This is a genomic window from Massilia sp. ZL223, assembly GCF_018119395.1.
Lineage (GTDB): Bacteria > Pseudomonadota > Gammaproteobacteria > Burkholderiales > Burkholderiaceae_D > Telluria.
Genome location: NZ_JAGPWD010000023.1, coordinates 31,029 through 53,900, shown reverse-complemented (window position 1 = coordinate 53,900; position 22,872 = coordinate 31,029). Strand labels below are relative to the sequence as shown.

The window sequence follows — 22,872 nt, the reverse complement described above, 5'->3', positions numbered from 1 at the left end:
ACTGGCACAGTAATGTTTTGACAATACTCACGATGAATAGGGAGTTTTACTACAAAGTAGGCTGAAAGAAGGTGGATATCGGGTTTATTTCATGTTACTTTGCTACAAGTTATTAATAAAGTAACTTGGGGGAGCCGTGTTCAAACCTGTTTTCGTCATCTCAGCCCTCATGGTCGCCCTGTCGGTCCAGGCAGCGCCCTACCAGATCCAGCACGTCGAGCCGCTGAACTGGTGGACAGGCATGAAACGCACGGACCTCCAGCTGATGGTGCACGGCGAACGGATCGCCGAGCTGCAGCCGACGCTGTCCTACCCCGGCGTGCGCATCGTCGGCACCGAGCGCACCGACAATCCGAATTTCCTGTTCGTGAACCTCAAGATCGAGCGCTGGGCCAAGCCAGGCGAATTCAGGCTCCAGTTCATGCGCGGCAAGGAAGCCGTGGCCAGCCATCCCTACCGGCTCGAACAGCGCCGCCCCGGCTCGGCACAGCGGCGCGGCTTCGATTCCACCGATGCGATCTACCTGATCATGCCGGACCGCTTCTCCAACGCGAACCCGGCCAACGACCAGGCGGGCATGCTGGAAGGCGTCGACCGCAAGCAGCCTAACGTGCGCCACGGCGGCGACCTGGCCGGCATGCAGGCCCAGCTCGACTATATCCGCGGCCTCGGCTTCACCATGATCTGGCCGACGCCGGTGTTGGAGAACAACCAGCCGACCTACTCCTACCACGGCTATTCGCTGACCGATTACTACAAGATCGACCCGCGCTTCGGCAGCAACGAGGACTTCCGCAACTACGTTAAGGCCGCCAATGAACGCGGCATCGGCCTGATCCACGACGTGGTGCTGAACCACATCGGCACCGGTCACTGGTGGATGCAGGACATGCCGGCCAAGGACTGGATCAACCACGGCAAGACCTTCAAGCCGACCAACAACCAGCACACCGTCGCCCAGGACATCCACGTGGCGCCGGAAGAGAAGGCGCGCTTCTTCGACGGCTGGTTCGTCGAGACCATGCCGGACCTGAACCAGCGCAACAAGCTGGTGGCGCGCTACCTGATCCAGAACACACTGTGGTGGATCGAGTACGCGAACCTGGCAGGCATCCGCGAGGACACCTATTCCTATTCCGATCCGGCCTTCCTCAACGAGTGGAACCGCGCCGTGTTCGACGAATACCCGAACCTGAACATCGTCGGTGAGGAGATGGATGCGCGGCCGCACATGGTCGCCTACTGGCAGAAGGGCGTGGTCAACCGCGACGGCTACAAGTCCGAACTGCCGACCGTGATGGACTTCCCGCTGAGCGACACGGCGCCCCTGGCCCTCACCGCGCCGGAGTCCAGCGGCCAGGGCCTGATCCGGATCTACGAGATCCTGGCGGCCGACTACCTGTACGCCGATCCGATGAAGCTGATGGTCTTCCCGGACAACCACGACCGCCCGCGCATCCTGGCGCAAGTCGACAACAACATAGATCTGGCCAAGACCAATCTGATCCTGATGGCGACCACGCGCGGCATCCCGCAAATGTTCTACGGCACCGAGATCCTGATCGGCAGTCCCAAGCAGCGCGAGGACGGCGTGCTGCGCGCCGACATGCCGGGCGGCTGGGCGGGCGATACGACCAATGCCTTCACCGGCGCGAACCTGTCCCCCAGCCAGCGCGACATGCAGCAGCTGGTGCGCACTCTGTTCAACTGGCGCAAGACCAGCTCCGCCGTCAAGCACGGCAAGCTGACCCATTACCTGCCCGCCGACGGGACCTATGTCTACTTCCGCCACGACGGCAAGCAGACGGTGATGGTGGTGCTGAACAAAAACGCGGGACCAACCCAGCTCGACCTGAAGCGTTTCGCCGGCGTGATCGGCAAGGCGCGCCAGGCGCGCAACGTCCTGACCGGCGCCAGCGTGGACCTCAACGCGCCGCTGGCCCTGCCGCCCATGACCTCGGCGGTCATCGAATGGTAGACGTGCTGGTGGCGGGCGGCGTAGGCATCGACACCATCGTGCGCGTGCCGTCGCTGCCGCTGGCGATGGCCGACTCGATCCACGTGCCGCCCGTGATGGATTACGTGGCGCATACCGGCAACGGCGTGGCCCTGGGCTTGCTGGCCCTCGGCCACCGCCCCCTGCTGATCGACTTCATCGGCGAGGATCCCCAGGCGGAGCTGATCCTGGCCCGCTACCGCGAGCGCGGCCTGGAATTCGATTACCTGGTCCACGAGAGCGGCACCCGGCGCAGCGTCAACCTGGTGGGCCCGGACGGACGCCGCCTGTCGCTGTACGACGGCCGCCATCCGGACACGCTGCGCATGCCGCGCGCGTTCTACCTGCCGCGCATGCGCGAGGCGGAGCACGTCCACCTGAGCATCGTGCCCTGGGCGCGCGAACTTTATGACGATGCCCAGGCGCTCGGCCTGCCGGTATCGACCGACCTGCACGACTGGGACGGCTGCAATCCCTATTACCACGACTTCGCCTACCGGTCCGACCTGGTCTTCCTCAGCAGCGCCGTACTGGGCGCGGGCGTGTTCGAGGTGATGCGCGCCATTCTCCGGCAGGGGAGGGCGCAGGTGGTGGTGGCCACGGCCGGCGCGGACGGCAGCTATGTGCTGGAACGCGGGAGCGAAGAGGTGCGCCATACGGCGGCCGCCCGGCTCGACCTGCCGGTCGTGGACAGCAACGGCGCGGGCGACGCTTTTTCGTCCGCCTTCCTGCACGCCTGGCGCGCCGGCCAGCCGGTGGACGCCTGCATGCGGGCCGGCGCCATCAGCGGGGCCTTTGCCTGCGCCTTCCACGGAACGGCCGAGCGGAGCCTGAGCAGGGACGAACTGGACGGCTATCTGGCAAACGGCTGACGGACTGCGCGATCTGTCCTATCATGACGGATTGCCATTTATTCAAATCAGGAGACGTCTTTGCAAGCCAAGCCTTCGCCGTCGCACGCCCTGCTGCTCGCCAGTATGATAGCGGTAACTAGCGTCCACGCCGCCCCGCAATCCCTCAGTGGCCGAACTGTCTTCGACAACAACTGCGCCAGCTGCCACAGCGTCGACGCCAACCTGTCCTCGCGCGCCGGTCCGGGCCTGTTCGGCCTCGTCGGACGCAAGGCGGCGGCCGTCCCCGGCTATAACTACTCGGCCGCATTGAGCAAGGCCGGCGCCGCCGGCAAGACCTGGACCCGCGAGGAGCTGGACGTCTTCCTGCTCGATCCGGGCAAGGCGGTGCCGGGCACCACGATGCCGGTCGGCGTGCCGGACAAGCAGGCCCGCGCCGCGCTGACCGACTACCTGGCGAGCCTGCAGGGAGCGGTGACCGCCGCAGCCGCACCGGCAGCCGCCGCGCCGGCCGAACGCGACGGCGCCTGGGACGAGAACCAGCCCGGCAAGATCCACCACATCAAAGTCAGCGACCTGGCCAAGCCATTCGCCACCGCGAGCGCCGGCAACGGCCCGCGCGTCGAAGCGCGTCCGAACGGCTCCATGCCCGTCGTTCCGAGCGGCTTCACGGTCGGCGTGTTCGCCAGCGACGCCGACAAGCCGCGCCTGCCGCTGCGCGCTCCGAACGGCGACATCTTCCTGGCCGCCACCGCCAAGGGCGAGATCAAGGTGCTGCGGTCGAAGAAGGGCGACAAGGCGGATACGTCCGAGGTGTTCGCCAGCGGCCTGTCGCGCCCCTACGGCATGGCCCTCTACCCATCGGGCGCCAACCCGCAATACTTGTACGTCGCCAACGTCAACTCGATCGTCCGCATCCCTTACCGCAACGGCGACCTGAAGGCGCGCGGCGAGCCCGAAGTCGTGGTGCCGCACCTGAGCGACACGAGCGGCGGCCATACCACCCGCACCTTGGCCTTCTCGAAGGATGGCAAGACCCTGCTGCTATCGATCGGCTCGGCGACCAACATCGCCACCGAGATCGGCGCCACGCCGCCGGAACCGCTGCCGCAATGGGAAGCCAAGCATGGCGTCGGCGGCGCCTGGGGCGTGGAAACCGACCGCGCCACCGTGATGGCTTTCGATCCGGACGGCCGCAACCGCCGCACCTACGCCACCGGTCTGCGCAACTGCGTCGGCATGCTGGTCTATCCGTCCACGGGCGATTTGATGTGCAACGTCAACGAGCGCGACGCGCTGGGCGACAACCTGCCGCCGGACTACGTCACGCGCGTGAAGCAGGGCGGCTTCTACGGCTGGCCGTGGTACTACATCGGCGACCACGAAGACCCGCGCCTGGCGGGCCAGCGTCCCGACCTGAAGGGCAAGGCCATCGCGCCGGACGTGCTGCTGCAGGCGCACTCCGCGCCGCTGGGCATGGCGGTCTATCACGCGCCGAAAGGCGCGAAGAACGCCTTCCCGAAGGAATATGAAGGGGATGTGTTCGTGGCCCTGCACGGCTCGTGGAACCGCGGCGTGCGCACCGGCTACAAGGTGGTGCGGGTGTTCATGAAGAACGGCGTACCCACCGGGCAGTACCAGGACTTCATGACGGGCATGGTGCTGAGCGACCGCGACGTGTGGGGTCGACCGGCCGGCGTGGAAGTGGCGGCCGATGGCGCGCTGCTGGTGGTCGACGACGCCGGCGGCGTGGTGTGGCGCGTGGCGCCGAAGCGTTGACGCCGCTGAACTGATCATCGTTTCACCGGGTGCTGCAGGTGACCAGCACCGTGCACCCGGCACCCCTCAATGGCGCTCACTCATCATTGACGCGCACCAATCTGCTTCCCTTCCAATCGAATAACAATCTCTGCCGGTCATTGGACTTTCTGATGGGGTGGCAGCGATGGCAATCGACGTGTATCTGCAAATCGACGGTATCAAAGGTGAGTCGAGTGACGACAAGCACCACGACTGGATCGAATGCACCTCAGCCGAATGGGGTGTCTTGCAGCCGAGAAGCGCCACCGCTTCGACGGGCGGTGGCCACACCGCCGAAAGGGTCGTCATGGATGAAGTGACCCTCGTCAAATACGCTGACCTGGCATCTCCCATCCTCATGCAGACCTGCTCGATGGGCAAAACCATCCCAAAAGCGAGACTCGACTTCATGCGCGCCGATGGGCAGGGTGTGCGGATTAAATATTTCGAAGTCGAGTTGGAGAATGTGCTGATCGGGCACGTGCAAGCGGCGATCCAGCCCGGCGACATCCTGGCCGAGAGCATTGGACTGAAGTTCTCCAAGATCAGGTGGAAATACACGCAGCAGAAAATCGGCGGAGGTTCCGGCGGTAATACTGCCGGGGGCTGGGACCTTGCCGCCAACAAAATAGTCTGATCGCCGTGCAGCGCGAGCACAGGAGGGCATCATGAACATGAGTAGCGCCGGAAAACTGAGATTGCAGAATCGCGAGAAGAAAGTCATGGCCTATTACGACGACATGGGGCCGGGCAAGGGTAACTGTACTGTCGGCTACGGTTCTCTGGTCCATAAGAATCCATGCACAGATGAAGAGTTAAAGACGCCCGTAACCCACGAGCTGGTGATGAGCCTTTTTTCCGCCAACCTGAGGGAGGCGGAACGGGCGGTCGAGAGGAATGTGCAGGTATCGCTTACGCAGGCTCAGTTTGATGCACTGGTGAGCTATACCTTCAACCGCGGCCCGACCGGAGCGCGACCGGTCTATAGGCTGATCAACCGTGGAGAGTTGCATGCAGCTGGACAGGAGATGCTCAAGAGTACAGCAGTCAGAGTCCGAAAGAAGGGGAAGTTAGTCTCGATCGTTGCACGTGGTCTGATAGACCGTCGCAACGAGGAGAGTGCGCCTTTCTTGACGGCGCCGACCCAGAAGCAAAGGAACCTTACACCATGAGAATCTTTTGGGTGCGGCTACTCCGGATCTTCCTGCTGCCGCTTTGCCTCGTCGGCTTCGGCTGGGCCAAAGCCGACGAGGCAAATGAAGGCGTTTACGGCAAGTGGCGAGTCATCAAGGATCTGACTCCGGAAGGTTCGATCACTTCAAAGAGCGAGCAGCAGATCCGTGCCGTGATTGGAAAAACAGCTGCGATCGGTCCTGATAAATTTGCGTTCAATGGCAGCGAGTGCCGTCGTCCGGAATATAAGCGCAGTGTCGACGATACCGTTGAGTATTTTTATAGAGAGTGGCGTGTGAGTTCCAGCGACTTCCCCTTGGGTGACAGGGTCACTGTTGTGGATGTCACGTGCGATCACTATCTCATATACCCGATAGACAAGAATCGCCTGATCATCGCGATGGACGGCGTTTTCTTCGAGGCGGTACGGCTTGGCGCTGCGGCTGGCGGCGGCACCGCATCGGCCATGCGAGCCAAAGCGGACAGCGGTGTGAATGCCGATATCTTCGGCGCCTGGACTATCGATGGGGTGACGTGGGAAAAGGGACGTGTACTGACTCAGAAACAGGCGAAGATGCTGATGGGGATGCCGGTGTATATCGATGCCGGCAGATTCGTCTACTACGAGCACGTCTGCGACCGGCCATCCTACAAGCGAAGCCAGGAGACAAAGAGCGCGTATTTCCGCGGCGACTGGCGGAGCGACTTTGCGAGACTACCGTTGCCCGACAAGCTGACTGCCGTCGCAACGGAATGTGGGACCATCTATCCGGTCAGCCGGAAGCGCATCCTTATCGAAGATAACAATGGCCTGTTCTTTTCTGCTGTACCGCTACAGGGGAACGAAGCCAGGTGATATCGACAAAAGGAAGACGGTCCGCCGTGCGTCAGAACTGCCGCGAGTAGCCCAGCGAGACCGCTCCGAAGCGCTTGCGTTCGTAGCGGATCTCCGGCGGCCCGCCCGCTTCCGGGGTCGGCAGCTTAAGCAGCGTGTACTGCAAGGACACGCTGGCCTGCTCCGATACCCTGTACCCCAGCCCCGCGCGCACTTGCCAGGCGAAGCCGCTCTTCGAGGCCGGTCCGAAGCAGTCGCAATTGGCGCCCAGCCCCAGGCGCGGCAGCTTGATCCTGCCCCAGCCAATGCCGGCGCCGAAGAAGCTGTCGATCGAATCGCTCAGCCGGTCGGTGCGGTAGGCATTGGCGAACAGCACCTGGTAGCGCCCGCGCGCATCCTTCGGCTCGCTCACCGCGCCCAGGCTCAGGCGCTCCACCTTGAACAGTCCCTGTTCGACCTCCAGCTCGTAGCGCGCATGCTCCGACTGGCGGCCGACCATCAGGCCGCCGTGCAGGCCGCGCTTCAGGTCCGCGTGGCCGTCGAAGGGCGTGCCGGAACCGAAGTCGATCCGCGCATTCATCTCGTCCAGCGTGTTCGCGCCCGCGTGCACGCCCCAGTACTTCACCGGCTCGGCCGCATTGGCCTGCACGGAGACCAGCGCAAGTAGGGAGACCACCGGCGCCAGGCCTGCAAGTTTCAAGTTGCTCATCCGTCCTCCTTAGATACCGAAACCGGTGCCGAACATCGCGTTCAGGTCCGCGGCAGTGGCCGCGGTGCCGTGGGCGACACCGACCAGCTGGATTTGCTGGAAGTAATTTTGTTCGACCGCGTCGATGAAGCCGGCCGCGCTGGTCGACTGGTAGGTCGCCGCCAGCTGCTGGACCAGGGCCTGCACCGAGGCGTTGTCGTGGTTGGCGATCAGGTAGCCTTCCGCGTCGAACGTGAAGGCATTATCCATGGTGGCGCTGAACACCGCGCCACGGTTGGCGTAGCCCTTGGCGCCCAGGCCCAGCTGGGCCGCCTGGGCCACGGTCGCCAGCTCGGTGCGGCCCAAGGCGTCCTGGTACAGGTTCACGTTGACCCCAAGGCCGCTGTTGGCGCCCAGGACCGTGAAGCCCGGCGAGCCCTTGACCAGCTCGTAGCAGGCGTAGGGCATGGCGCCGCCGTCGATGGCGAAGGTGGTGTCCTGGGTGAAGGGCTGGTAATAGGCCGACGCGTGCTTGCCGCTCGGCGCTCCGACCATGGAATCGAAGACCACGCCCTGGAACACGTTGCCGGTGCCGCTGGCGTGGCTCATGGCGTCCTTGACGTCGCCGGTGTAATACAGCTCGCCGTTTGCCATGCGCACGCTGTACACCTGGTCCGGCAAGGTCTTGTCGAAGGACAGCAGGCCCGGGTCGACGATGACGCCGTTGACGATGCCGTCCTCGTCGCCGCGCGCGCCGTCGGTCAGGGTGATCACAATGCGGTCCACGCGACCGTCGTTGTTCAGGTCCACCAGGGTGGCGCCGTCGTCGAAGGTGGCCAGATCCTGGTCGTCCAGGAAGCTGTACCAGGCGCCGCTGGCCTTGTCGAACTTGAGGAAGTCGTTCGAGGCCACGCCCGTCTGGCCCAGTTCGATCACCACGCGGGTCTGCAGGCCGGCGCGGTTCGGGGCGAGATCGGGCAGGCCGGCCACGCCTTCGGCGGCGGTGACGGTAAAGTTGAACACCGGCGAGGCCGCGCGCTGCTCCTGCGGCAGCGCGGCCGGCAAGTCGGTCAGGCTCAGGTCGCGCAACTGGGCGCCGCTGGTGAGCTGGACGGCGTCCAGTTCGCCGCTCACCGAGCCGGCGATCACGGCGCCGAAGGAGGACAGCGGAGCGTTGACGCCCTTGGCGAAGTCGGCCAGCGATCCCAGGGGCAGCAGGGCGACGCCGTTCTGTTGCCAGTCGAGCACACCGTCCTTGTTGTAGTCGCCGTTGTAGGCGGCCAGTTCGACCGAGGGCATGACGCCGTCGCGGTCGGTGACGATGGTCACGCTCACCGGCGCCGAGCCGACCACCTGGCCGCTGGCGTCCATGATCTGCACGGTATATGTATACACGCCGTCATCCAGGGCGCCCGGGGCCACGTTGATCTTGCCGGCGGCGATGTCGGCGGCGGTGACGGCGCTGGTGCCGACCACGGCGCCGTTCGGCGCCAGCAGGCGCACGCTGCCGCCCGCGGTGAGCAGCTGGCCGGCGGCGACGCTGAACTCAGGGGTGCGCACGCTGGTGACGGCGTCGGTGTTGCTGGCGCCGTCGTCGGTGTCTGGATCCAGGCCGGTCTGCAGGGCCGGGGGCTGCACCACTGGAGGCTGTACGACCGGAGGCTGCACCACCGGCGGCAGGGAGTCGTTGTCCACCACGGTGCCGGTCGCATGCACGCCGTTGACGGACAGCAGCGCGCTTTCCGAGGATTCGACCAGGCTGTCGTCCACGGTCGCCAGGGTGGCCGTGAAGCCGGCCACACCGGCCGGGATCACCACGATGCCGGTCGCCGGATCGCCATTCTTCCAGCTCACGCCGTTGCTGAAGACCAGCGCGCCCAGGTCGCTGGCGGACGCGGTGCCGCCCAGCACCAGGCTGAACTCGGCCGGCGCCACCGCCGCGCCGTTGAGCGTGACGGTATACAGCAGGGTGGCGCCCTCGGTCACCACGGAATCGAAGGGGTTCTGGCCCAGGTTGGCGGCATCTTCGGCCACCACCGAGACCACGTTCAGGCTGTCGTTGTCGGCGATGGTGCCGCTTGCGGCCACGCCGCCGATGCTCATGATGGCGCTTTCGGTGGCTTCGATCAGGGCGTCGTCCACGGTCGGCAGGGTGGCGGTGAAGCCGATCACGCCCGGCGGCACCACGATGATGCCGCTGGCCGGGTTGCCGTTCTTCCAGGCCACGCCGGCGCTGAAGACGATCTGGCCCAGGTCGGCGTTTGATGCGCTGCCGCCCAGACTCAGGGTGAACTCGGTGGGCGCCGGGCTGGCGCTGTTGAGGCGCGCGGTGAACAGCAGGGCCGTGCCTTCGACCACGCTGCTGTCGACCGGGGTGGCGCCGAGATGGGCGCTGTCCTCGGCCACCAGGCTGGCGATGCTCTGGCTGTCGTTGTCGGTGACGGTGCCGGAGGCCATGACACCGCCGACGGTGAGGGCCAGCGATTCGGTGAGCTCGATCTCGGCGTCGTCGAAGACGCCCACGGTCACCTTGAAGCTGCCCACGCCGGACGGCACCACCACGATGCCGCTGAGCGGATCGTTGTTTTTCCAGGTCACGCCGTCGCTGAACACGATGCCGGCCAGCTCGGAAGCAGCCAGGGTGCCGCCGACCGCGAGCGTGAACTCGGTGGCGGCGATGGTGGCGGTGTTCAGGTGCACGCTGTAGCGCAGGATGCCGCCCTCGACGATGCTCGAATCGGCCGGCGACAGGCCGACGTTGCCAGCGTCTTCCGCGATCACGGTGGCCACGTTCACGGCGTCGTTGTCGGTGATGGTGCCGGTGGCCTGCACTCCGCCCACGGTCAGGACCAGGGATTCGTTCGCCTCGACGGCGCTGTCGTCCACGGTCGCTACCAGGATGCGGAAGCTGCCGATACCGGCCGGGACCACCAGCAGGCCGGTGCCCGGATCGCCATTCTTCCAGGCGACGCCGTCGCTGAAGCTGATGGCGCCCAGGTCGGTGGCGTCGGCGCTGCCGCCCAGCGCCAGGCTGAGTTCCAGCGGGTAGGGGCCGGCGGCGCTCAGGGTGACGGTGTACTGCAGGGCCGCGCCTTCGATGACGGCGCTGTCCAGCGGAATGGCGCCGGCATTGGCCGCGACCTCGGCCAGCACCGCGCTCACGCCGATGCTGTCGTTATCGGTGATGGTGCCGGTGGCGGCCACGCCGCCCACGTTCAGCACCAGGCTTTCCGCGTTTTCGACCTCGCTGTCGTCAAGGGTCGGCACCAGAATGGTGAAACCGGCCACGCCGGCCGGGACCACGACGATGCCGCTCGCCAGATTATTGTTCTTCCAGGCCACGTTATTGCTGAACACGAAGCTGCCGACGTCCAGTGCGCCGGCGCTGCCGCCCACCGTCAGCGCATGTTCCACCGGGGTGGGGCTGGCGCCGTTGAGCGCCACCGTGACCAGCAGGCTGGCGCCTTCGACCACGCTGGCATCGACCGGGGAGGCGCCGCTGTGCAGGGCGTCCTCGGCGATCGCCGTGGTGACGCCCTGGCTGTCGTTGTCGGTGACGGTGCCGGTGGCGGCCACGCCGCCGACGGTGACGACCACCGTCTCGGCGTTCTCGATCTCGCTGTCGTCATGGGTGGCGAGCGTGATCCGGAAGCTGCCGACGCCGGCCGGCACCACCACGATGCCGGTGGCCGGGTCGCCATTCTTCCACGCGACGCCGTTGCTGAAGCCGATCGCGCCGCGGTCGCTTGCGCCCGCCGTGCCGCCGATCAGCAGGGTGTGCTCGCCGCCGCTGCCGTTCAGGGTGACCGTGTATACCAGGGAGCCGCCCTCGACCACGCTGCTGTCGGCCGGGTTGGCGCCGCTGTTCAGGGCGTCTTCCGCCAGTACGCGGGCGACCGTGGCGCCAGGGGCGCCGTCGTTGTCGTTGATGATCACCACGCCGGTGTTGTCGGTGATCGCCGCCAGGCGGCTGTCGCTCAGCACCACGGTGGCGGTGCGCGCGCCGTCGGCGACGGCGTTGTCGATCAGGGACACCGCAATCTGCTTGCTGGTTTCGCCCGGCGCGAACGTCAGCGTGCCGCTGGCCGCCGCGTAGTCGGTGCCGGCGGTGGCGCTGCCGTTCTCGGTGCTGTACCTGACCGTGATGGTGTCGGTGCTGGTCTTGTTGAGCGTGACGGTGACGTAGGCCGTGCCGTCGGCCTCGTTGACCACCGCGTCGCCCACGCTCAGCTGGGGCTGGGCCGCCAGGTAGGTGTTGAGCGCGGCCAGCAGGCCGGAGGTCGCGGCGTTGCCGGTGACCTTGCCGTCGTTGCTGATGGCCAGGGCCTGGCCGTTGAAGGTCATGCCGATGAAGGTATGCGGGTCGCCGTTGGCTTCCGTGTTCGGGTCGATCGTGTAGGTGCCGCTGTTGGTGGCCAGCACGCGGTTTGTGTTCCCGGTCGCGTAGAACACGATGGTGCTCACTGCGCCGCTGGGCGCGCGCCAGTTGATCACGCCGTCGATCCGGTGCTGGACGCCCGCCGCGTCCGTGATCAGGAGCGTGCCCGATAGGTCGTTGCCCTGGCTGCCGCCGAACTGCCCGGTGGTGGTCGCCTGCTGGAACTGGAAGTTGGACCAGCCCAGCGCGGTCAGGTAGGACGACGCGGACGACTCATTGTTTTTTGTCGCGTTACCGACAAAACCATTGGAAAACGAAACGGAAACGATGGACGTAGCCAAGGCAGGCCTCTGCAGGAAGGTGGTCTAAAAGGGAAGGGAGCGGCGAGGCGGGACGGCGGGCTCGCGGTACGGACGGCGGCAGGGATGAGGCCGCTTGGGGAGTGTAGCGGCTTGTCCTGCCAGCCGCCATGGGATTGATGAACTTTCCCTGCGGCGGACAGATGTGACGGCCGGTCTGTGGCTGGCTGACGACAAGCGGTGCTGCACCTGCTTGCCGATGCGGCAAGGCCCGTCGCCATGCTCGCGCCACCCGGACGGCGGAAACCTTATGATCCCTACAAGCCTGCGGCTTCCCGCAAACCCAGGAGAGGGCATGACCGACCGCTTTGCACTGCACTACCTGCCCGAGGCATTTTCCGTCGCCGGGCAAAAGCTGATGGGCCGGCAGGCGGCCGGCGTCGGGCTGCTGCGCGCGGTCGCGCAGGCGGACAGCCTGGCCGAAGTCGGCTGCTTCGCCGCCGGGAGGCCCTATGCGGACGCCTTCGACGCGGCGCTGCGCGCGGACGGTTACCGGGGCCTGACGCGCTGGATCGCGCCGTCCGCGCCCGAGGAGCTGGCGCATTTCGGCTGCCTCTACCACCCCGGCCCCGGCATCGAGCGCCTGGCCTGGCGGCGCCTGCAGGCGGGCGAGCGCCAGTACAGCCTGTGCGGCGTCGCCCACACCACCGCCAGCCACGACATGATGAGCATGGTGGCCGACCTGCTGGTGGCGCCGGTGCGCGCCTGGGACGCCATCGTCTGCACCTCGCGCGTGGTGCGCGACAGCGTGCGCGTGCTGATCGAGGAGCAGGCCGCTTATCTGGCCGCGCGCCTGGGCGCGACCCGCTTCGAGCTGCCGCAGCTGCCTTTGATTCCGCTGGGCGTGCACTGCGCCGAGCTGCAGGCCGGCGAGGCGCAGCGGGTGGACGCCCGCGCCCGCCTCGGCATCGGGCCGGACGAAGTCGCGGTGCTGTTCCTGGGGCGGCTGTCGCTGCACGCCAAGTCCCATCCCCAGCAGATGTTCGCGGCGCTCGAGCGCGCGGACAAGGGCGGGAAGAAGGTGCACCTGATCCTGTGCGGCTGGTTCGCCAGCGAAGCGATCGGGACGGCCTTCCGCGAAGCGGCGGCGCTGCTCTGTCCTTCAATCCGACTGGTCGAGCTGGACGGGCGGGATGCGGAGCGCAAGCGCGACGCCTGGGCCGCCGCCGACATCTTCACCTCGCTCTCGGACAACATCCAGGAAACCTTCGGCCTGACGCCGGCCGAGGCCATGGCGGCCGGGCTGCCCTGCGTGGTGTCGGACTGGAACGGCTACCGCGACACGGTGCGCGACGGCGTCGACGGCTACCGCATCCCGGCCATCATGCCCGGGCCCGGCGCGGGCGGCGACCTGGCGATGCGCTACGACGACGGGGTGGACAGCTTCGACATGTACTGCGGCCACACCAGCCAGGCGGTGGCGGTGGACGGCGCCGGCCTGGCCCAGGCCTACGGCAGCTTGATCCGCGATGAAGGGCTGCGCCGCCGCATGGGCGAGAGCGGGCGCGCGCGGGCCAGGCAGGAGTTCGACTGGAGCGCCATCCTGGTGCGCTACTGCGAGCTGTTCGACGAGCTGGCGGAGCGGCGCCGCGCCGATCCCTTGCTCACGCCGCCGCTGCCGGACCATGCGCCGGACCGGCCGGATCCTTTCCGTCTGTTCGCCAATTACCCGACGCGCTTGCTGACGGCGGCCTCGCTGGTGGAATTGAAGCCGGATGCCTCGCTGGCGCTGGTGCGCGCCTACCGCGAGCTGGCGATCAACCGCTTCGCGGCGTCGTCGCTGCCGACCCTGGAAGAGTTCGGGCTGATCTTCGGCGCCATCGGGCCGCGGCCGATGCAGGTCGAGGAGCTGATCGATACGCTGGGGCGCTGGGATCGTCCGACCTTGCTGCGCGGCCTGGCGTGGCTGTGCAAGATGGACATGCTGCGGATTACGGAGGGGTAGCCTAAAAACCGTCGCCCCGGCGAAGGCCGGGGCCCAAGTTGGCGTGAGCAGTGTGGACGCTAAACTTAGGTTCCGGCCTTCGCCGGAACGACGTTCATATACTGTGGCTTACGCAAGCTGAGTCGCACCCTTACGGCTGCTCGCCGCATCGACGCTGTACGCACCCGCACCGAAAGCCACCACCTGCAGCAAACCACCAGCCATCGCGATGTTCTTCATCAGATGGATCAGCTGGTTCTGGTCACCCACCGCGCTGTGGAACACCAGGCCCGTCACCACCGAGAACGCCGCCAGCAGCGCGGCCACCAGGCGCGTCTTGATGCCGAGCGCCAGCATCGCGCCGCCGCCCACTTCGATGACTACCGCCGCCACCAGGCCGAGCGTGGCGAAGGGCAGGCCCGCCGACTCGATGTAACCGATGGTCCCGGCCGGCGCGAGCGCCTTGCCGACACCGCTGACGAGGAAGATGGCGGCCATCAGGATGCGGCCGATGGTCGGGATGGCGGACTGGTTGGCGCTGTTGTTCAGGGTGGTGTTCATGATTGTTCCTTTCGTGTCTGTCGTTGAGTGTTCGCTGGTTCGAGCACCCGTTCGTGGAGTGCATGGATCCCATCTTAGGCAGAGGAGACCGATCCAGGAAGCCTATATAATTCGATGACTTGTATCGATGGGGACGATAGATGCTCGACGGGATGTCCATGGACCAGCTGCGCACGTTTATCGCCGCAGCCGACGAAGGCAGCTTCTCCGCCGCGGGCCGCAAGCTGCGCCGCGCGCAATCGGTGGTGAGCCACACGCTCGCCAATCTCGAACTGCAGGTGGGCTTCGCGCTGTTCGATCGCAGCGGCCGCTATCCGCAATTGACGGAAGCGGGCCGCGCGCTGCTCGAAGAAGCGCGCCATGCGGCCGACGGCATGGATGCGTTCAAGGCCAGGGCGCGCACGCTCGCGCAGGGACTCGAGGCCGAACTCGCGGTCGCGGTCGACGTCATGTTCCCCATCGAGACGCTCACCGCCGCCGTGAAGGACTTCCACGATCGCTTTCCCACCACGCCGCTGCGCCTGTATGTCGAAGCGCTCGGCGCGGTGGTGCAGCCGCTGCTCGACGGCCGCTGCCGTATCGCGGTGATCGGTTCGCTGCCCGAGGTGCCGACCGAGTGCGCATCCGAATACCTGCTCGCGGTGCCTTCGGTCGTGGTCGCGGCGCCCGGTCATCCGCTCGCCGCGGCCAGGCGCAAGGTGCTGCGCGCCGAGGCCGCGAAACACGTGCAGCTCGTGCTCACCGATCGCTCGACACTGACCGAGGGGCGCAACTACGGGGTGCTGTCGCCGCAGGTATGGCGGCTCGCGGATCTCGGCGCCAAGCATGCCTTCCTGCGCGCCGGCATGGGATGGGGATCGATGCCGCTGCACATGGTCGAGGGCGATCTCGCGCGCGGCGCGCTGGTGCGCATCGAGCTCGAAGTCCATCCGCTGCTCGGCGCAGGCTTCTCGATGCACGCAATCTATTTGAAGGACCAGCCGCCGGGACCTGCGGGCCGCTGGTTCGTCGAGCGTTTGAAAAGCGAATCGATGTGACCGCGATTTTTTTGTGTGCGTGATCTCACATCTGGTCGCGCATCGATGCGAATCGCAGCGATTTTTTGCGGTCTATCGGTTGCGAACTCACAAAGTTTTCGTGTACTTTACGTGATTGAATTTGTCAAAACGAGAACATGTGTTATTGTCGCGGGCATCCGCACACATAATCGATCAATAATAGGACGCTGATCCACTCGGTATGCACGTAAGCGAAGCGAAAAGAACAAGCCGCACTGCCTGACCTTCAGTTCAGGCAAGGCGGCTTTTTCTTTTCGCGCCCGCAAGGGTAGCGATGTGAAACGCAAATGGACGGTGACCTGTCGACGTTGGCTGAAGTGCTGCAACGATGAGGAGTTGCAGCAGTTCAGCCGGTGCCGGATTCATTGGCGTAAATCGTTTTGGTTTGGGCCGATGAATAATTCGCCGGGACATGGAAGTGACCTGGCGGGTTTCAACCTCGAGCGTAATTTTCATCGCAGATGAAGGAGAAAAAAAATGGCAACCGCTAAGAAACCAGCAGCAAAGGCAGCAGCAAAGAGCGCGCCTTCGTCGTCGACGAAGGCGAGCGCGAAGACCGCAGCAGAGAAACCGGCAGCTAAGAAAGCCACCGCTACCAAGGCAGCGGCTAAACCGGCAGCGAAGTCGGCAGCTAAACCGGCAGCCAAGCCGGCAGCCAAGAAAGCTGCAGCAACCAAGACCGCCGCCAAGTCGACCGCCACCAAGGCAGCCGCAAAACCGGCAGCAAAGAAAACCGCTGCAAAATCGGCAGCCAAGCCGGTAGCGAAGAAAGCGACCGCAACCAAAGCTGCTGCAAAACCGGCAGCGAAAAAAGCGACCGCTACCAAAGCAGCCGCAAAACCTGCAGCAAAGAAAGCCGCAGCAAAACCGGCGGCAAAGAAAACCGCGACCAAAGCCGCAGCAAAACCGGTAGCGAAGAAAGCGACCGCCACCAAAGCAGCCGCTAAACCGGCAGCCAAGAAAGCGACCGCGACCAAAGCCGCCGCCAAGCCGGCAGCAAAGAAAGCCGCCGCCAAGCCAGCAGCTAAAAAGGCCGCTGCCAAGCCGGCAGCTAAAAAAGCCGCAGCAAAGCCGGCAGCTAAAAAGGCAGCCGCCAAGCCGGCAGCCAAAAAGGCCAGCGCTGCAAAGTCGGCAGTAAAGCCGGCAGCTAAAAAAGCCGCCGCGAAACCGGCTGCTAAAAAAGCCGCAGCAAAACCGGCAGCGAAGAAAGCGACCGCAACCAAGGCAGCAGCTAAGCCGGCAGCAAAAAAAGCGACCGCGACCAAAGCCGCCGCCAAGCCGGCAGCCAAGAAAGCCGCCGCCAAACCGGCAGCTAAGAAGGCGACCGCTACCAAGGCAGCTGCTAAACCGGCAGCCAAGAAAGCAACCGCTACCAAAGCAGCTGCTAAACCGGCCGCCAAGAAAGCTGCTGCTCCGGCCAAGGCCGCTGCCACCAAGACCGCTGCCGCCAAGCCTGCCGCGACCAAGACTGCTGCCGCCAAGCCTGCTGCCACCAAGACCGCAGCCAAGCCTGCAGCCAAGCCGGCCGCCAAGAAAGCTGAAGCCAAGCCGGAAGTGAAGGCCGAAGCCAAGCCGGAAACCAAGGCCGAGACCAAAGCCGACGGCAAGGCGGAAGCCAAGCCGGAAGCCAAGGCCGAGAACAAGGCTGACGGCAAGGCGGAAGCCAAGCCGGCATCGACCGCGCCGGCCGCGAAGACCGTGCTGGCTCCGGCCGCATGGCCTTTCCCGACCAGCAGCCGTCCGTAAGGCCGGCAGGCATGAGGCGCGTGGCAGCCAGGCTGTTCCGCGCGTCATAGCCAGTCCTGCCTGGTTCAGGCAAAATACCGCTGTGTGATCGTTCGCACAGCGGTTTTTTTTTGAGGAGTGTTTGTGCTGTCTATTCTTCAGTTTCTCGTCGATACCGCCGCCGGTCTGCTCGGCGGACTGCTGCTGCTGCGTTTCTGGATGCAGGCAATTCGCGTGCGTCCGCCGATGCAGATCGGCCAGTTCACCTTCACCCTGACGGATTGGCTGGTATTGCCGCTGCGGCGCCTGGTGCCGGGAATGGGCGGCTATGACTGGGCCAGCCTGATCGGGGCTTTCCTGATGGTGCTGATCGCGAGCTCGGTGATGCTGCTGGCCGGTGCGACGGGCGAGATGGTGCTGCTGGGGGCGCTCTACCGCTTCCTGAACTGGATCCTGTACGGCTTCATGGCGCTCCTGATCATCGATGCGATCTTCAGCTGGGTGAATCCGAATGCGCCGCTGGCGCCCTTCGTGCACGCGCTGAATACGCCGATTTTGCGGCCGATCCGGCGTGTGGTGCCGCCGATTGGGGGGATTGATCTGTCGGTGCTGGTGGCGCTGGTGCTTATCCAGATCATTCAGTTCATTTTGCGCCAGGTGTTCATGTGATTGCTGAGCTGCGCTGAGAGTGGCGTGGCTCTAGAACGAACTTGGGTTCCCGCGAAGGCGGGAACCCAAGTTTTATGTGCTTAGTGTTGACGCGTGTAACGCGTCCTAACGATCAGCGGAAGGTGTACCCAAACGCCGCTTCAAACCGCTGATCGAACTCTTCCTTCGTAAAGCTGTGGTTCTGCGCCCCCTGGCGCGCGATCTTGATCGAACCCAGCAGGCTGGCGATACGCCCGCTGGTCGGCCAGTCCAGCCCATTGACGATCCCGTACAGCAGGCCCGCGCGGTAGGCGTCGCCGCAGCCGGTCGGATCCAGCACCTCGGCCGCCGGCACAGCCGGGATGCGGTGGTGCTCGCCGCCGGCGTAGATGTCCGAACCTTCGCCGCCGCGCGTGACGATCAGGGCTTCCAGGCGCCCCGCGATATCCGCCAGGGTCAGGCCGGTACGGTCCATCACCATCTCGAATTCGTAGTCGTTGCACGCCAGGTAACTGGCCTGGTCGATGAAGCGGATCAGCTCCTCGCCCGAGAACATCGGCAGCTGCTGGCCCGGATCGAACATGACGGGCACGCCCAGCTCGGCGCAGTCCCTGGCGTGCTTGATCATGCCGTCGCGGCCGTCCGGCGAGATGATCGCCACGCGCAGCGGGCCTTGCTCGGCCACGCTGTTCTCGTGCGAGAACTGCATCGCGCCCGGGTGGAAGGCGTTGATCTGGTTGTTGTCCTGGTCGGCGGTCACGAAGCACTGCGCGGTGTAGGCATCGGCGATGGTGCGGATGCCGCGGGTGGCGATGCCCTGCTTGCCCAGGCGCTCGAGGTAGTCGCCGCCATCCTGGCCGATGGTGCCCATGATCAGCGGATCGCCGCCCAGCAGCTTGAGGTTGTAGGCGATGTTGACCGAGCAGCCGCCGTATTCGGTGCGCAGGGTCGGCACCAGGAAGGAAACGTTCACGCGGTGCAGCTGGTCGGCCAGCAGGGTCTCGGCGAAACGGCCGTGGTACTGCATGATCTTGTCGAACGCGATCGATCCGCAGATCAGGGCGGTGTGAGTCATGGTGTGAAAACTTTCAGGGGTAGAAAACGGCGATATGGTAGCCGGACGGCTCCAGGCCCTCCAGCCGGAAGTGGAGCCTCACCGGCTGCTCGGCGCGGGCGGCGATGCCGGAGCTGGCCGGCACGCTTTGCGGCAGATAATCGCGCGGGCCGAACACGCGCCGCACCAGCGGCTTGTCGTCCGCGTCGGACAGGGTCAGCTCGATGCTCGGCCAGGCCTGCACCAGCGCGCCTTCGTTGCGCAGCAGGGTGGTGTAGCTGTAGGCGTTGCCGCCCAGGGTGGTCAGTTCGCCCGTCTCGATGACGAGCTTCTCGATGTTGGCCGGCAGCCCGACCTGACAGCCCAGCACGCCGCACAGCGAGGCGAGGGCAGGGCGCATGCCCGGATAGCGGGCCGCCAGCGTGTCGCGGAAGGAATAGGCCGCCTGCGTGGCCAGCGCCAGCAGCAGGAGCACGCTGCCCACGGCCAGGGCGATGCGCACGGCCTTGCCGGACTGTTCGCGCTGGCGGCTGCGGCGCACGAACTCCGGCTCGTCGGATTCCGGCACGCGCAGTTTTGGCGGCTCGATCTTGGTCGGCGTGAGCTTGGAGCGGCGCGCGCGCGACTCGGCGGCGCGGGCGCGCGGGGTCTTGGGCGGCGGCGGCGGCGGCTGGAACGGCGCCTGGCCGCCGGAGGATTCGCGCAGCAGCAGGGGAGGCGCGTCTTCCGCGACGGCGCGGCGCGACGGCTTCGGCGCTTCCACGGATTCGTCGTGGACGTCGGGCGGCGGCGCGGCCACCAGTTCCTCGTCGACCGGCAGGTCGAGCACCGCCGTGTCGCCGCCGTCGGCCTCGGCAGCCGCCTGCGCAGCTACTGGCGCCGCAACGGAGGTCTCAACCGGGGCCGGCTCGGATGCCGGAGTTTCGGGCGTCTCGGGAATGATCGGCTCCGCCGGCCGTTCGGGTTCTTCCGCCGGCGTTTCGGCAGGCGGGGTTTCGCGTTCCGGCTCCGGTGGAGCATCTTCGACGTGATGCGCAATGTGATGCGCCTGCTCTTCCGCGCTCACCTTCGGAATGATGCCGAAGGGCGAGAAGGTGCGGTCGAATTCGAGGGTGTAGATGGGAACGCCATCCTCGTCCCGGGCCTCGACGGGCGCGGGCTGCTCGTCGGCTTCGGGAGCCGGAGCGGAAGCCGGAGCAGGAAACGGTTCGGGAGCGGGTGCTGCGGGAACCTGGTCCACCGGAGCTGGCGGAGCAGGGACGGGCGGGGCGGCCGAGAGATCGACCAGCCCCTTGTTACCGTCGAAGACTTGCTGGCAGGCGCCGCAGCGCACGATGCCCCCGCGCAGCTTGAGCTGGTCCGCGGCGACACGGAACATCGTGCCGCAGTGGGGGCATTGGGTGGCCAGCGCCATGCGTCAGCCGCCTGGGGCGGAGCGCGGCGCGGGTAGAGTGTCCTGGCCGAGCGTCCCGTGAAGGGCGACCCAGCCGTCCTGCTCGGCCCAGACGCCCAGCTTGATGAAAGGTGCGTAGGCGGCGGCCACTTCCTCGGCCTGGCGCGCCAGCACGCCCGACAGGATCAGCGATCCGCCCGGCGCCACGCGGCCGGACAGCATCGGCGCCATCAGCTTCAATGGGCTCGACAGGATGTTGGCCACCACGATGTCGAACTGGCCCTTGGCATGGCGCTCGTTCGGCGCGGCGGCAAACGCGTCCGGCAGGTAGTAGTCGATGGCGACCTTGTTGCGCTCGGCATTGGCGCGCGCCGATTCGATGGCTTGCGGGTCGATGTCGACCCCGGCCACGTCGTCCGCGCCCAGCTTCTTGGCGACCATCGCCAGGATGCCCGAGCCGCAGCCGTAGTCCAGCACCGACTTGCCCGGCGCCGGATGGGCTTCCAGCCATTCCATGCACAGGCGGGTGGTCGGGTGACTGCCGGTGCCGAAGGCCAGGCCGGGATCGAGCTCGAGGATGAGCCCGTTCGGGTCCGGCGCCTCGTGCCAGCTCGGCACGACCCAGATGTTCTTGCCGATGTGGATGGGCTCGAACTGCGATTGGGTCAGGCGCACCCAGTCGGCGTCCGCCACCGCGCGGGTGGTGAAGGACGGGACGACCGGCAGCTGGATCGCGTTGGCGGCTTCCTGGACGATCGCGAACTGGTCCGCGTCCGTGTCAGTGAGCGCCACCACGCGGCTGCGGTCCCAGGCGGCCTCTTTCGGCTCCATGCCCGGCTCGCCGAACAGAGGCTTCTCGGCCTCGGTGCCTTCGTCGGCGTCTTCGACCGAGACCGACAGCGCGCCCGCCTCCATCAGGGCGTCGGACAGCGCTTCCGCGTGCTCGCGGGCGATCTCGATGACGACTTCAGTCCAGCTCATGCTTATGCCTTGCTTTCCGATTTGGCGCCGATCGCGGTTTCCTTCGGCAGGTCCGGCTTGGAAGCCAGCTTGTGCTCCAGGTAGTGGATGTTGGTGCCGCCTTCGATGAAGCGCGCATCCACCATCAGCTCGCGGTGCAGCGGGATGTTGGTAAGAATACCTTCGACCACCATTTCGGAGAGCGCGATTTGCATGCGGCGGATCGCCTGCTCGCGAGTGGCACCGTAAGAAATTACCTTGCCGATCATCGAGTCGTAATGAGGTGGCACATAGTAACCCGCATACGAGTGCGAATCGACGCGGATGCCAGGGCCGCCCGGCGGGTGCCAGCCGGTGATGCGGCCTGGCGACGGGGTGAACTTGAACGGGTCTTCCGCGTTGATGCGGCACTCGATCGCGTGGCCCGACAGCATGATGTCGCGCTGGCGGAAGCGCAGCTTCTCGCCGCAGGCGATGCGGATCTGTTCCTGGACGATGTCGACGCCGGTGATCATCTCGGTGACCGGGTGCTCGACCTGGACGCGGGTGTTCATCTCGATGAAGTAGAACTCGCCGTTCTCGTACAGGAATTCGAAGGTGCCCGCGCCGCGGTAGCCGATCTTGCGGCAGGCTTCGGCGCAGCGGTCGCCGATCTTCTCGATCAGCTTGCGCGGGATGCCCGGCGCCGGCGCTTCTTCGATGACCTTCTGGTGGCGGCGCTGCATCGAGCAGTCGCGCTCGCCCAGCCAGACGGCGTTCTTGTGTTCGTCGGCGAGGATCTGGATCTCCACGTGGCGCGGATTTTCCAGGAACTTCTCCATATAGACTTCCGGATTGCCGAAAGCGGTGCCGGCTTCGGTCTTGGTCATCTGGACCGCGTTCAGCAGGGCCGCTTCGGTATGCACCACGCGCATGCCGCGGCCGCCGCCGCCGCCGGCCGCCTTGATGATGACCGGGTAGCCGATCTTGCGCGCGGTCTGGATGATTTCCTTCGGATCGTCCGACAGGGCGCCGTCCGAGCCCGGCACGCAAGGCACGCCGGCCTTGATCATGGCCTGCTTCGCCGACACCTTGTCGCCCATCAGGCGGATCGATTCCGGACGCGGGCCGATGAAGACGAAGCCCGATTTTTCCACGCGCTCGGCGAAGTCGGCGTTCTCGGACAGGAAGCCGTAGCCCGGGTGGATCGCTTCGGCGTCGGTGACTTCGGCCGCGCTGATGATCGCCGGCATGTTCAGGTAGCTGAGCGTCGACTGCGCCGGGCCGATGCAGACGGATTCGTCCGCCAGCTTCACGTACTTGGCGTCCTTGTCGGCCTCGGAGTGAACGACAACCGTCTTGATGCCCAGCTCGCGGCAGGCGCGCTGGATACGCAGCGCGATTTCACCACGGTTGGCGATGAGGATTTTTTCAAACATGGTAGGTTCGGTGTTTCAGTGAAAACCGGCGCGGCTATCAAGCAAGCGCCG

At 65.8% G+C, this 22,872-nt stretch carries 18 protein-coding genes; 10 read left to right on the top strand and 8 right to left on the bottom strand.

What is annotated here, in order from left to right; translation table 11 throughout:
* Positions 1 to 136 precede the first annotated feature (136 nt).
* The 6 genes from KBW95_RS15020 to KBW95_RS14995 all read left to right on the top strand — a co-directional run bounded on the left by KBW95_RS15020 (position 137) and on the right by KBW95_RS14995 (position 6,676).
* Positions 137 to 1,978, top strand: a complete 1,842-nt coding sequence (locus tag KBW95_RS15020) for a glycoside hydrolase family 13 protein (RefSeq protein ID WP_373888809.1) — start codon at positions 137 to 139, stop codon at positions 1,976 to 1,978.
* A complete protein-coding gene (locus KBW95_RS15015) occupies positions 1,972 to 2,868 on the top strand; it encodes a carbohydrate kinase family protein (RefSeq protein ID WP_211524146.1) in 897 nt (298 codons plus the stop codon). Before KBW95_RS15020 ends, KBW95_RS15015 begins: the two co-directional genes overlap by 7 nt.
* A gap of 60 nt (positions 2,869 to 2,928) precedes the next feature.
* Complete coding sequence (locus tag KBW95_RS15010; protein ID WP_229429768.1) at positions 2,929 to 4,626, top strand: PQQ-dependent sugar dehydrogenase; 1,698 nt, start codon at positions 2,929 to 2,931, stop codon at positions 4,624 to 4,626.
* A 166-nt stretch (positions 4,627 to 4,792) separates the two neighbouring features.
* A complete protein-coding gene (locus KBW95_RS15005) occupies positions 4,793 to 5,284 on the top strand; it encodes a type VI secretion system tube protein Hcp (RefSeq protein ID WP_211524147.1) in 492 nt (163 codons plus the stop codon).
* Positions 5,285 to 5,315: 31 nt separating this feature from the next.
* Positions 5,316 to 5,819 (top strand): lysozyme, encoded by a 504-nt coding sequence (locus KBW95_RS15000; protein ID WP_211524148.1) that lies wholly within the window; start codon positions 5,316 to 5,318, stop codon positions 5,817 to 5,819.
* Positions 5,816 to 6,676, top strand: coding sequence for a hypothetical protein (locus tag KBW95_RS14995; protein WP_211524149.1), 861 nt, complete (start codon positions 5,816 to 5,818; stop codon positions 6,674 to 6,676). Before KBW95_RS15000 ends, KBW95_RS14995 begins: the two co-directional genes overlap by 4 nt.
* A 31-nt stretch (positions 6,677 to 6,707) precedes the next feature.
* On the opposite strand, the gene KBW95_RS14990 is transcribed toward KBW95_RS14995, so the two are convergent.
* Positions 6,708 to 7,364, bottom strand: coding sequence for an outer membrane beta-barrel protein (locus KBW95_RS14990; protein ID WP_211524150.1), 657 nt, complete (start codon positions 7,362 to 7,364; stop codon positions 6,708 to 6,710).
* 9 nt (positions 7,365 to 7,373) lie between these two features.
* On the bottom strand, positions 7,374 to 12,062 hold the full coding sequence (locus tag KBW95_RS14985; RefSeq protein ID WP_211528633.1) for a Calx-beta domain-containing protein: 4,689 nt from the start codon (positions 12,060 to 12,062) through the stop codon (positions 7,374 to 7,376).
* Positions 12,063 to 12,375: 313 nt separating this feature from the next.
* On the opposite strand from KBW95_RS14985, the gene KBW95_RS14980 reads away from it, so the two are divergent.
* Entirely contained in the window at positions 12,376 to 14,025 is a 1,650-nt protein-coding gene (locus tag KBW95_RS14980) for a glycosyltransferase family 4 protein (RefSeq protein WP_211524152.1), read from the top strand.
* A 108-nt stretch (positions 14,026 to 14,133) separates the two neighbouring features.
* Here KBW95_RS14980 and KBW95_RS14975 read toward each other — a convergent pair whose 3' ends face one another.
* The gene (locus KBW95_RS14975) at positions 14,134 to 14,565 is read right to left on the bottom strand and encodes a DoxX family protein (RefSeq protein WP_211524153.1); all 432 of its coding nucleotides are present in this window, start codon (positions 14,563 to 14,565) and stop codon (positions 14,134 to 14,136) included.
* A gap of 140 nt (positions 14,566 to 14,705) precedes the next feature.
* Here KBW95_RS14975 and KBW95_RS14970 point away from each other — a divergent pair, with 140 nt between their 5' ends.
* Positions 14,706 to 15,602, top strand: a complete 897-nt coding sequence (locus tag KBW95_RS14970; RefSeq protein WP_211524154.1) for a LysR family transcriptional regulator — start codon at positions 14,706 to 14,708, stop codon at positions 15,600 to 15,602.
* Between the two features lie 252 nt (positions 15,603 to 15,854).
* On the opposite strand, the gene KBW95_RS14965 is transcribed toward KBW95_RS14970, so the two are convergent.
* The gene (locus KBW95_RS14965) at positions 15,855 to 16,079 is read right to left on the bottom strand and encodes a hypothetical protein (protein WP_211524155.1); all 225 of its coding nucleotides are present in this window, start codon (positions 16,077 to 16,079) and stop codon (positions 15,855 to 15,857) included.
* Positions 16,080 to 16,100: 21 nt separating this feature from the next.
* Between KBW95_RS14965 and KBW95_RS14960 the strand changes: the two genes are divergently transcribed.
* Positions 16,101 to 17,369 (top strand): transcriptional regulator, encoded by a 1,269-nt coding sequence (locus tag KBW95_RS14960; protein ID WP_211524156.1) that lies wholly within the window; start codon positions 16,101 to 16,103, stop codon positions 17,367 to 17,369.
* Positions 17,370 to 17,492: 123 nt separating this feature from the next.
* Complete coding sequence (locus KBW95_RS14955; protein WP_211524157.1) at positions 17,493 to 18,017, top strand: YggT family protein; 525 nt, start codon at positions 17,493 to 17,495, stop codon at positions 18,015 to 18,017.
* A gap of 112 nt (positions 18,018 to 18,129) precedes the next feature.
* Here the strand turns inward: KBW95_RS14955 and KBW95_RS14950 are convergent, their stop codons facing one another.
* The 4 genes from KBW95_RS14950 to accC are packed head-to-tail and all read right to left on the bottom strand — an operon-like array spanning position 18,130 to position 22,821.
* On the bottom strand, positions 18,130 to 19,071 hold the full coding sequence (locus KBW95_RS14950) for a carbohydrate kinase family protein (protein ID WP_211524158.1): 942 nt from the start codon (positions 19,069 to 19,071) through the stop codon (positions 18,130 to 18,132).
* A 13-nt stretch (positions 19,072 to 19,084) separates the two neighbouring features.
* On the bottom strand, positions 19,085 to 20,464 hold the full coding sequence (locus KBW95_RS14945; protein ID WP_211528632.1) for a DUF3426 domain-containing protein: 1,380 nt from the start codon (positions 20,462 to 20,464) through the stop codon (positions 19,085 to 19,087).
* Between the two features lie 3 nt (positions 20,465 to 20,467).
* The gene (prmA, locus tag KBW95_RS14940; RefSeq protein ID WP_211528631.1) at positions 20,468 to 21,424 is read right to left on the bottom strand and encodes a 50S ribosomal protein L11 methyltransferase; all 957 of its coding nucleotides are present in this window, start codon (positions 21,422 to 21,424) and stop codon (positions 20,468 to 20,470) included.
* Between the two features lie 2 nt (positions 21,425 to 21,426).
* Positions 21,427 to 22,821: an acetyl-CoA carboxylase biotin carboxylase subunit gene (gene accC / locus KBW95_RS14935; RefSeq protein WP_211524161.1), complete on the bottom strand. Its 1,395-nt coding sequence runs from the start codon at positions 22,819 to 22,821 to the stop codon at positions 21,427 to 21,429.
* Positions 22,822 to 22,872 lie beyond the last annotated feature (51 nt).

Excerpts from the sequence above, each read along its gene's own strand:
- KBW95_RS15000 (WP_211524148.1), top strand. The coding sequence starts at position 5,316 with ATGAACATGAGTAGCGCCGGAAAACTGAGATTGCAGAATCGCGAGAAG.
- KBW95_RS15015 (WP_211524146.1), top strand. The coding sequence starts at position 1,972 with ATGGTAGACGTGCTGGTGGCGGGCGGCGTAGGCATCGACACCATCGTG.
- KBW95_RS14965 (WP_211524155.1), bottom strand. The coding sequence starts at position 16,079 with ATGAAAATTACGCTCGAGGTTGAAACCCGCCAGGTCACTTCCATGTCC.
- KBW95_RS14960 (WP_211524156.1), top strand. The coding sequence starts at position 16,101 with ATGGCAACCGCTAAGAAACCAGCAGCAAAGGCAGCAGCAAAGAGCGCG.
- KBW95_RS14950 (WP_211524158.1), bottom strand. The coding sequence starts at position 19,071 with ATGACTCACACCGCCCTGATCTGCGGATCGATCGCGTTCGACAAGATC.
- accC (WP_211524161.1), bottom strand. The coding sequence starts at position 22,821 with ATGTTTGAAAAAATCCTCATCGCCAACCGTGGTGAAATCGCGCTGCGT.
- KBW95_RS14995 (WP_211524149.1), top strand. The coding sequence starts at position 5,816 with ATGAGAATCTTTTGGGTGCGGCTACTCCGGATCTTCCTGCTGCCGCTT.
- KBW95_RS14980 (WP_211524152.1), top strand. The coding sequence starts at position 12,376 with ATGACCGACCGCTTTGCACTGCACTACCTGCCCGAGGCATTTTCCGTC.
- KBW95_RS15005 (WP_211524147.1), top strand. The coding sequence starts at position 4,793 with ATGGCAATCGACGTGTATCTGCAAATCGACGGTATCAAAGGTGAGTCG.
- KBW95_RS14975 (WP_211524153.1), bottom strand. The coding sequence starts at position 14,565 with ATGAACACCACCCTGAACAACAGCGCCAACCAGTCCGCCATCCCGACC.
- KBW95_RS14945 (WP_211528632.1), bottom strand. The coding sequence starts at position 20,464 with ATGGCGCTGGCCACCCAATGCCCCCACTGCGGCACGATGTTCCGTGTC.
- KBW95_RS14990 (WP_211524150.1), bottom strand. The coding sequence starts at position 7,364 with ATGAGCAACTTGAAACTTGCAGGCCTGGCGCCGGTGGTCTCCCTACTT.
- prmA (WP_211528631.1), bottom strand. The coding sequence starts at position 21,424 with ATGAGCTGGACTGAAGTCGTCATCGAGATCGCCCGCGAGCACGCGGAA.
- KBW95_RS14970 (WP_211524154.1), top strand. The coding sequence starts at position 14,706 with ATGCTCGACGGGATGTCCATGGACCAGCTGCGCACGTTTATCGCCGCA.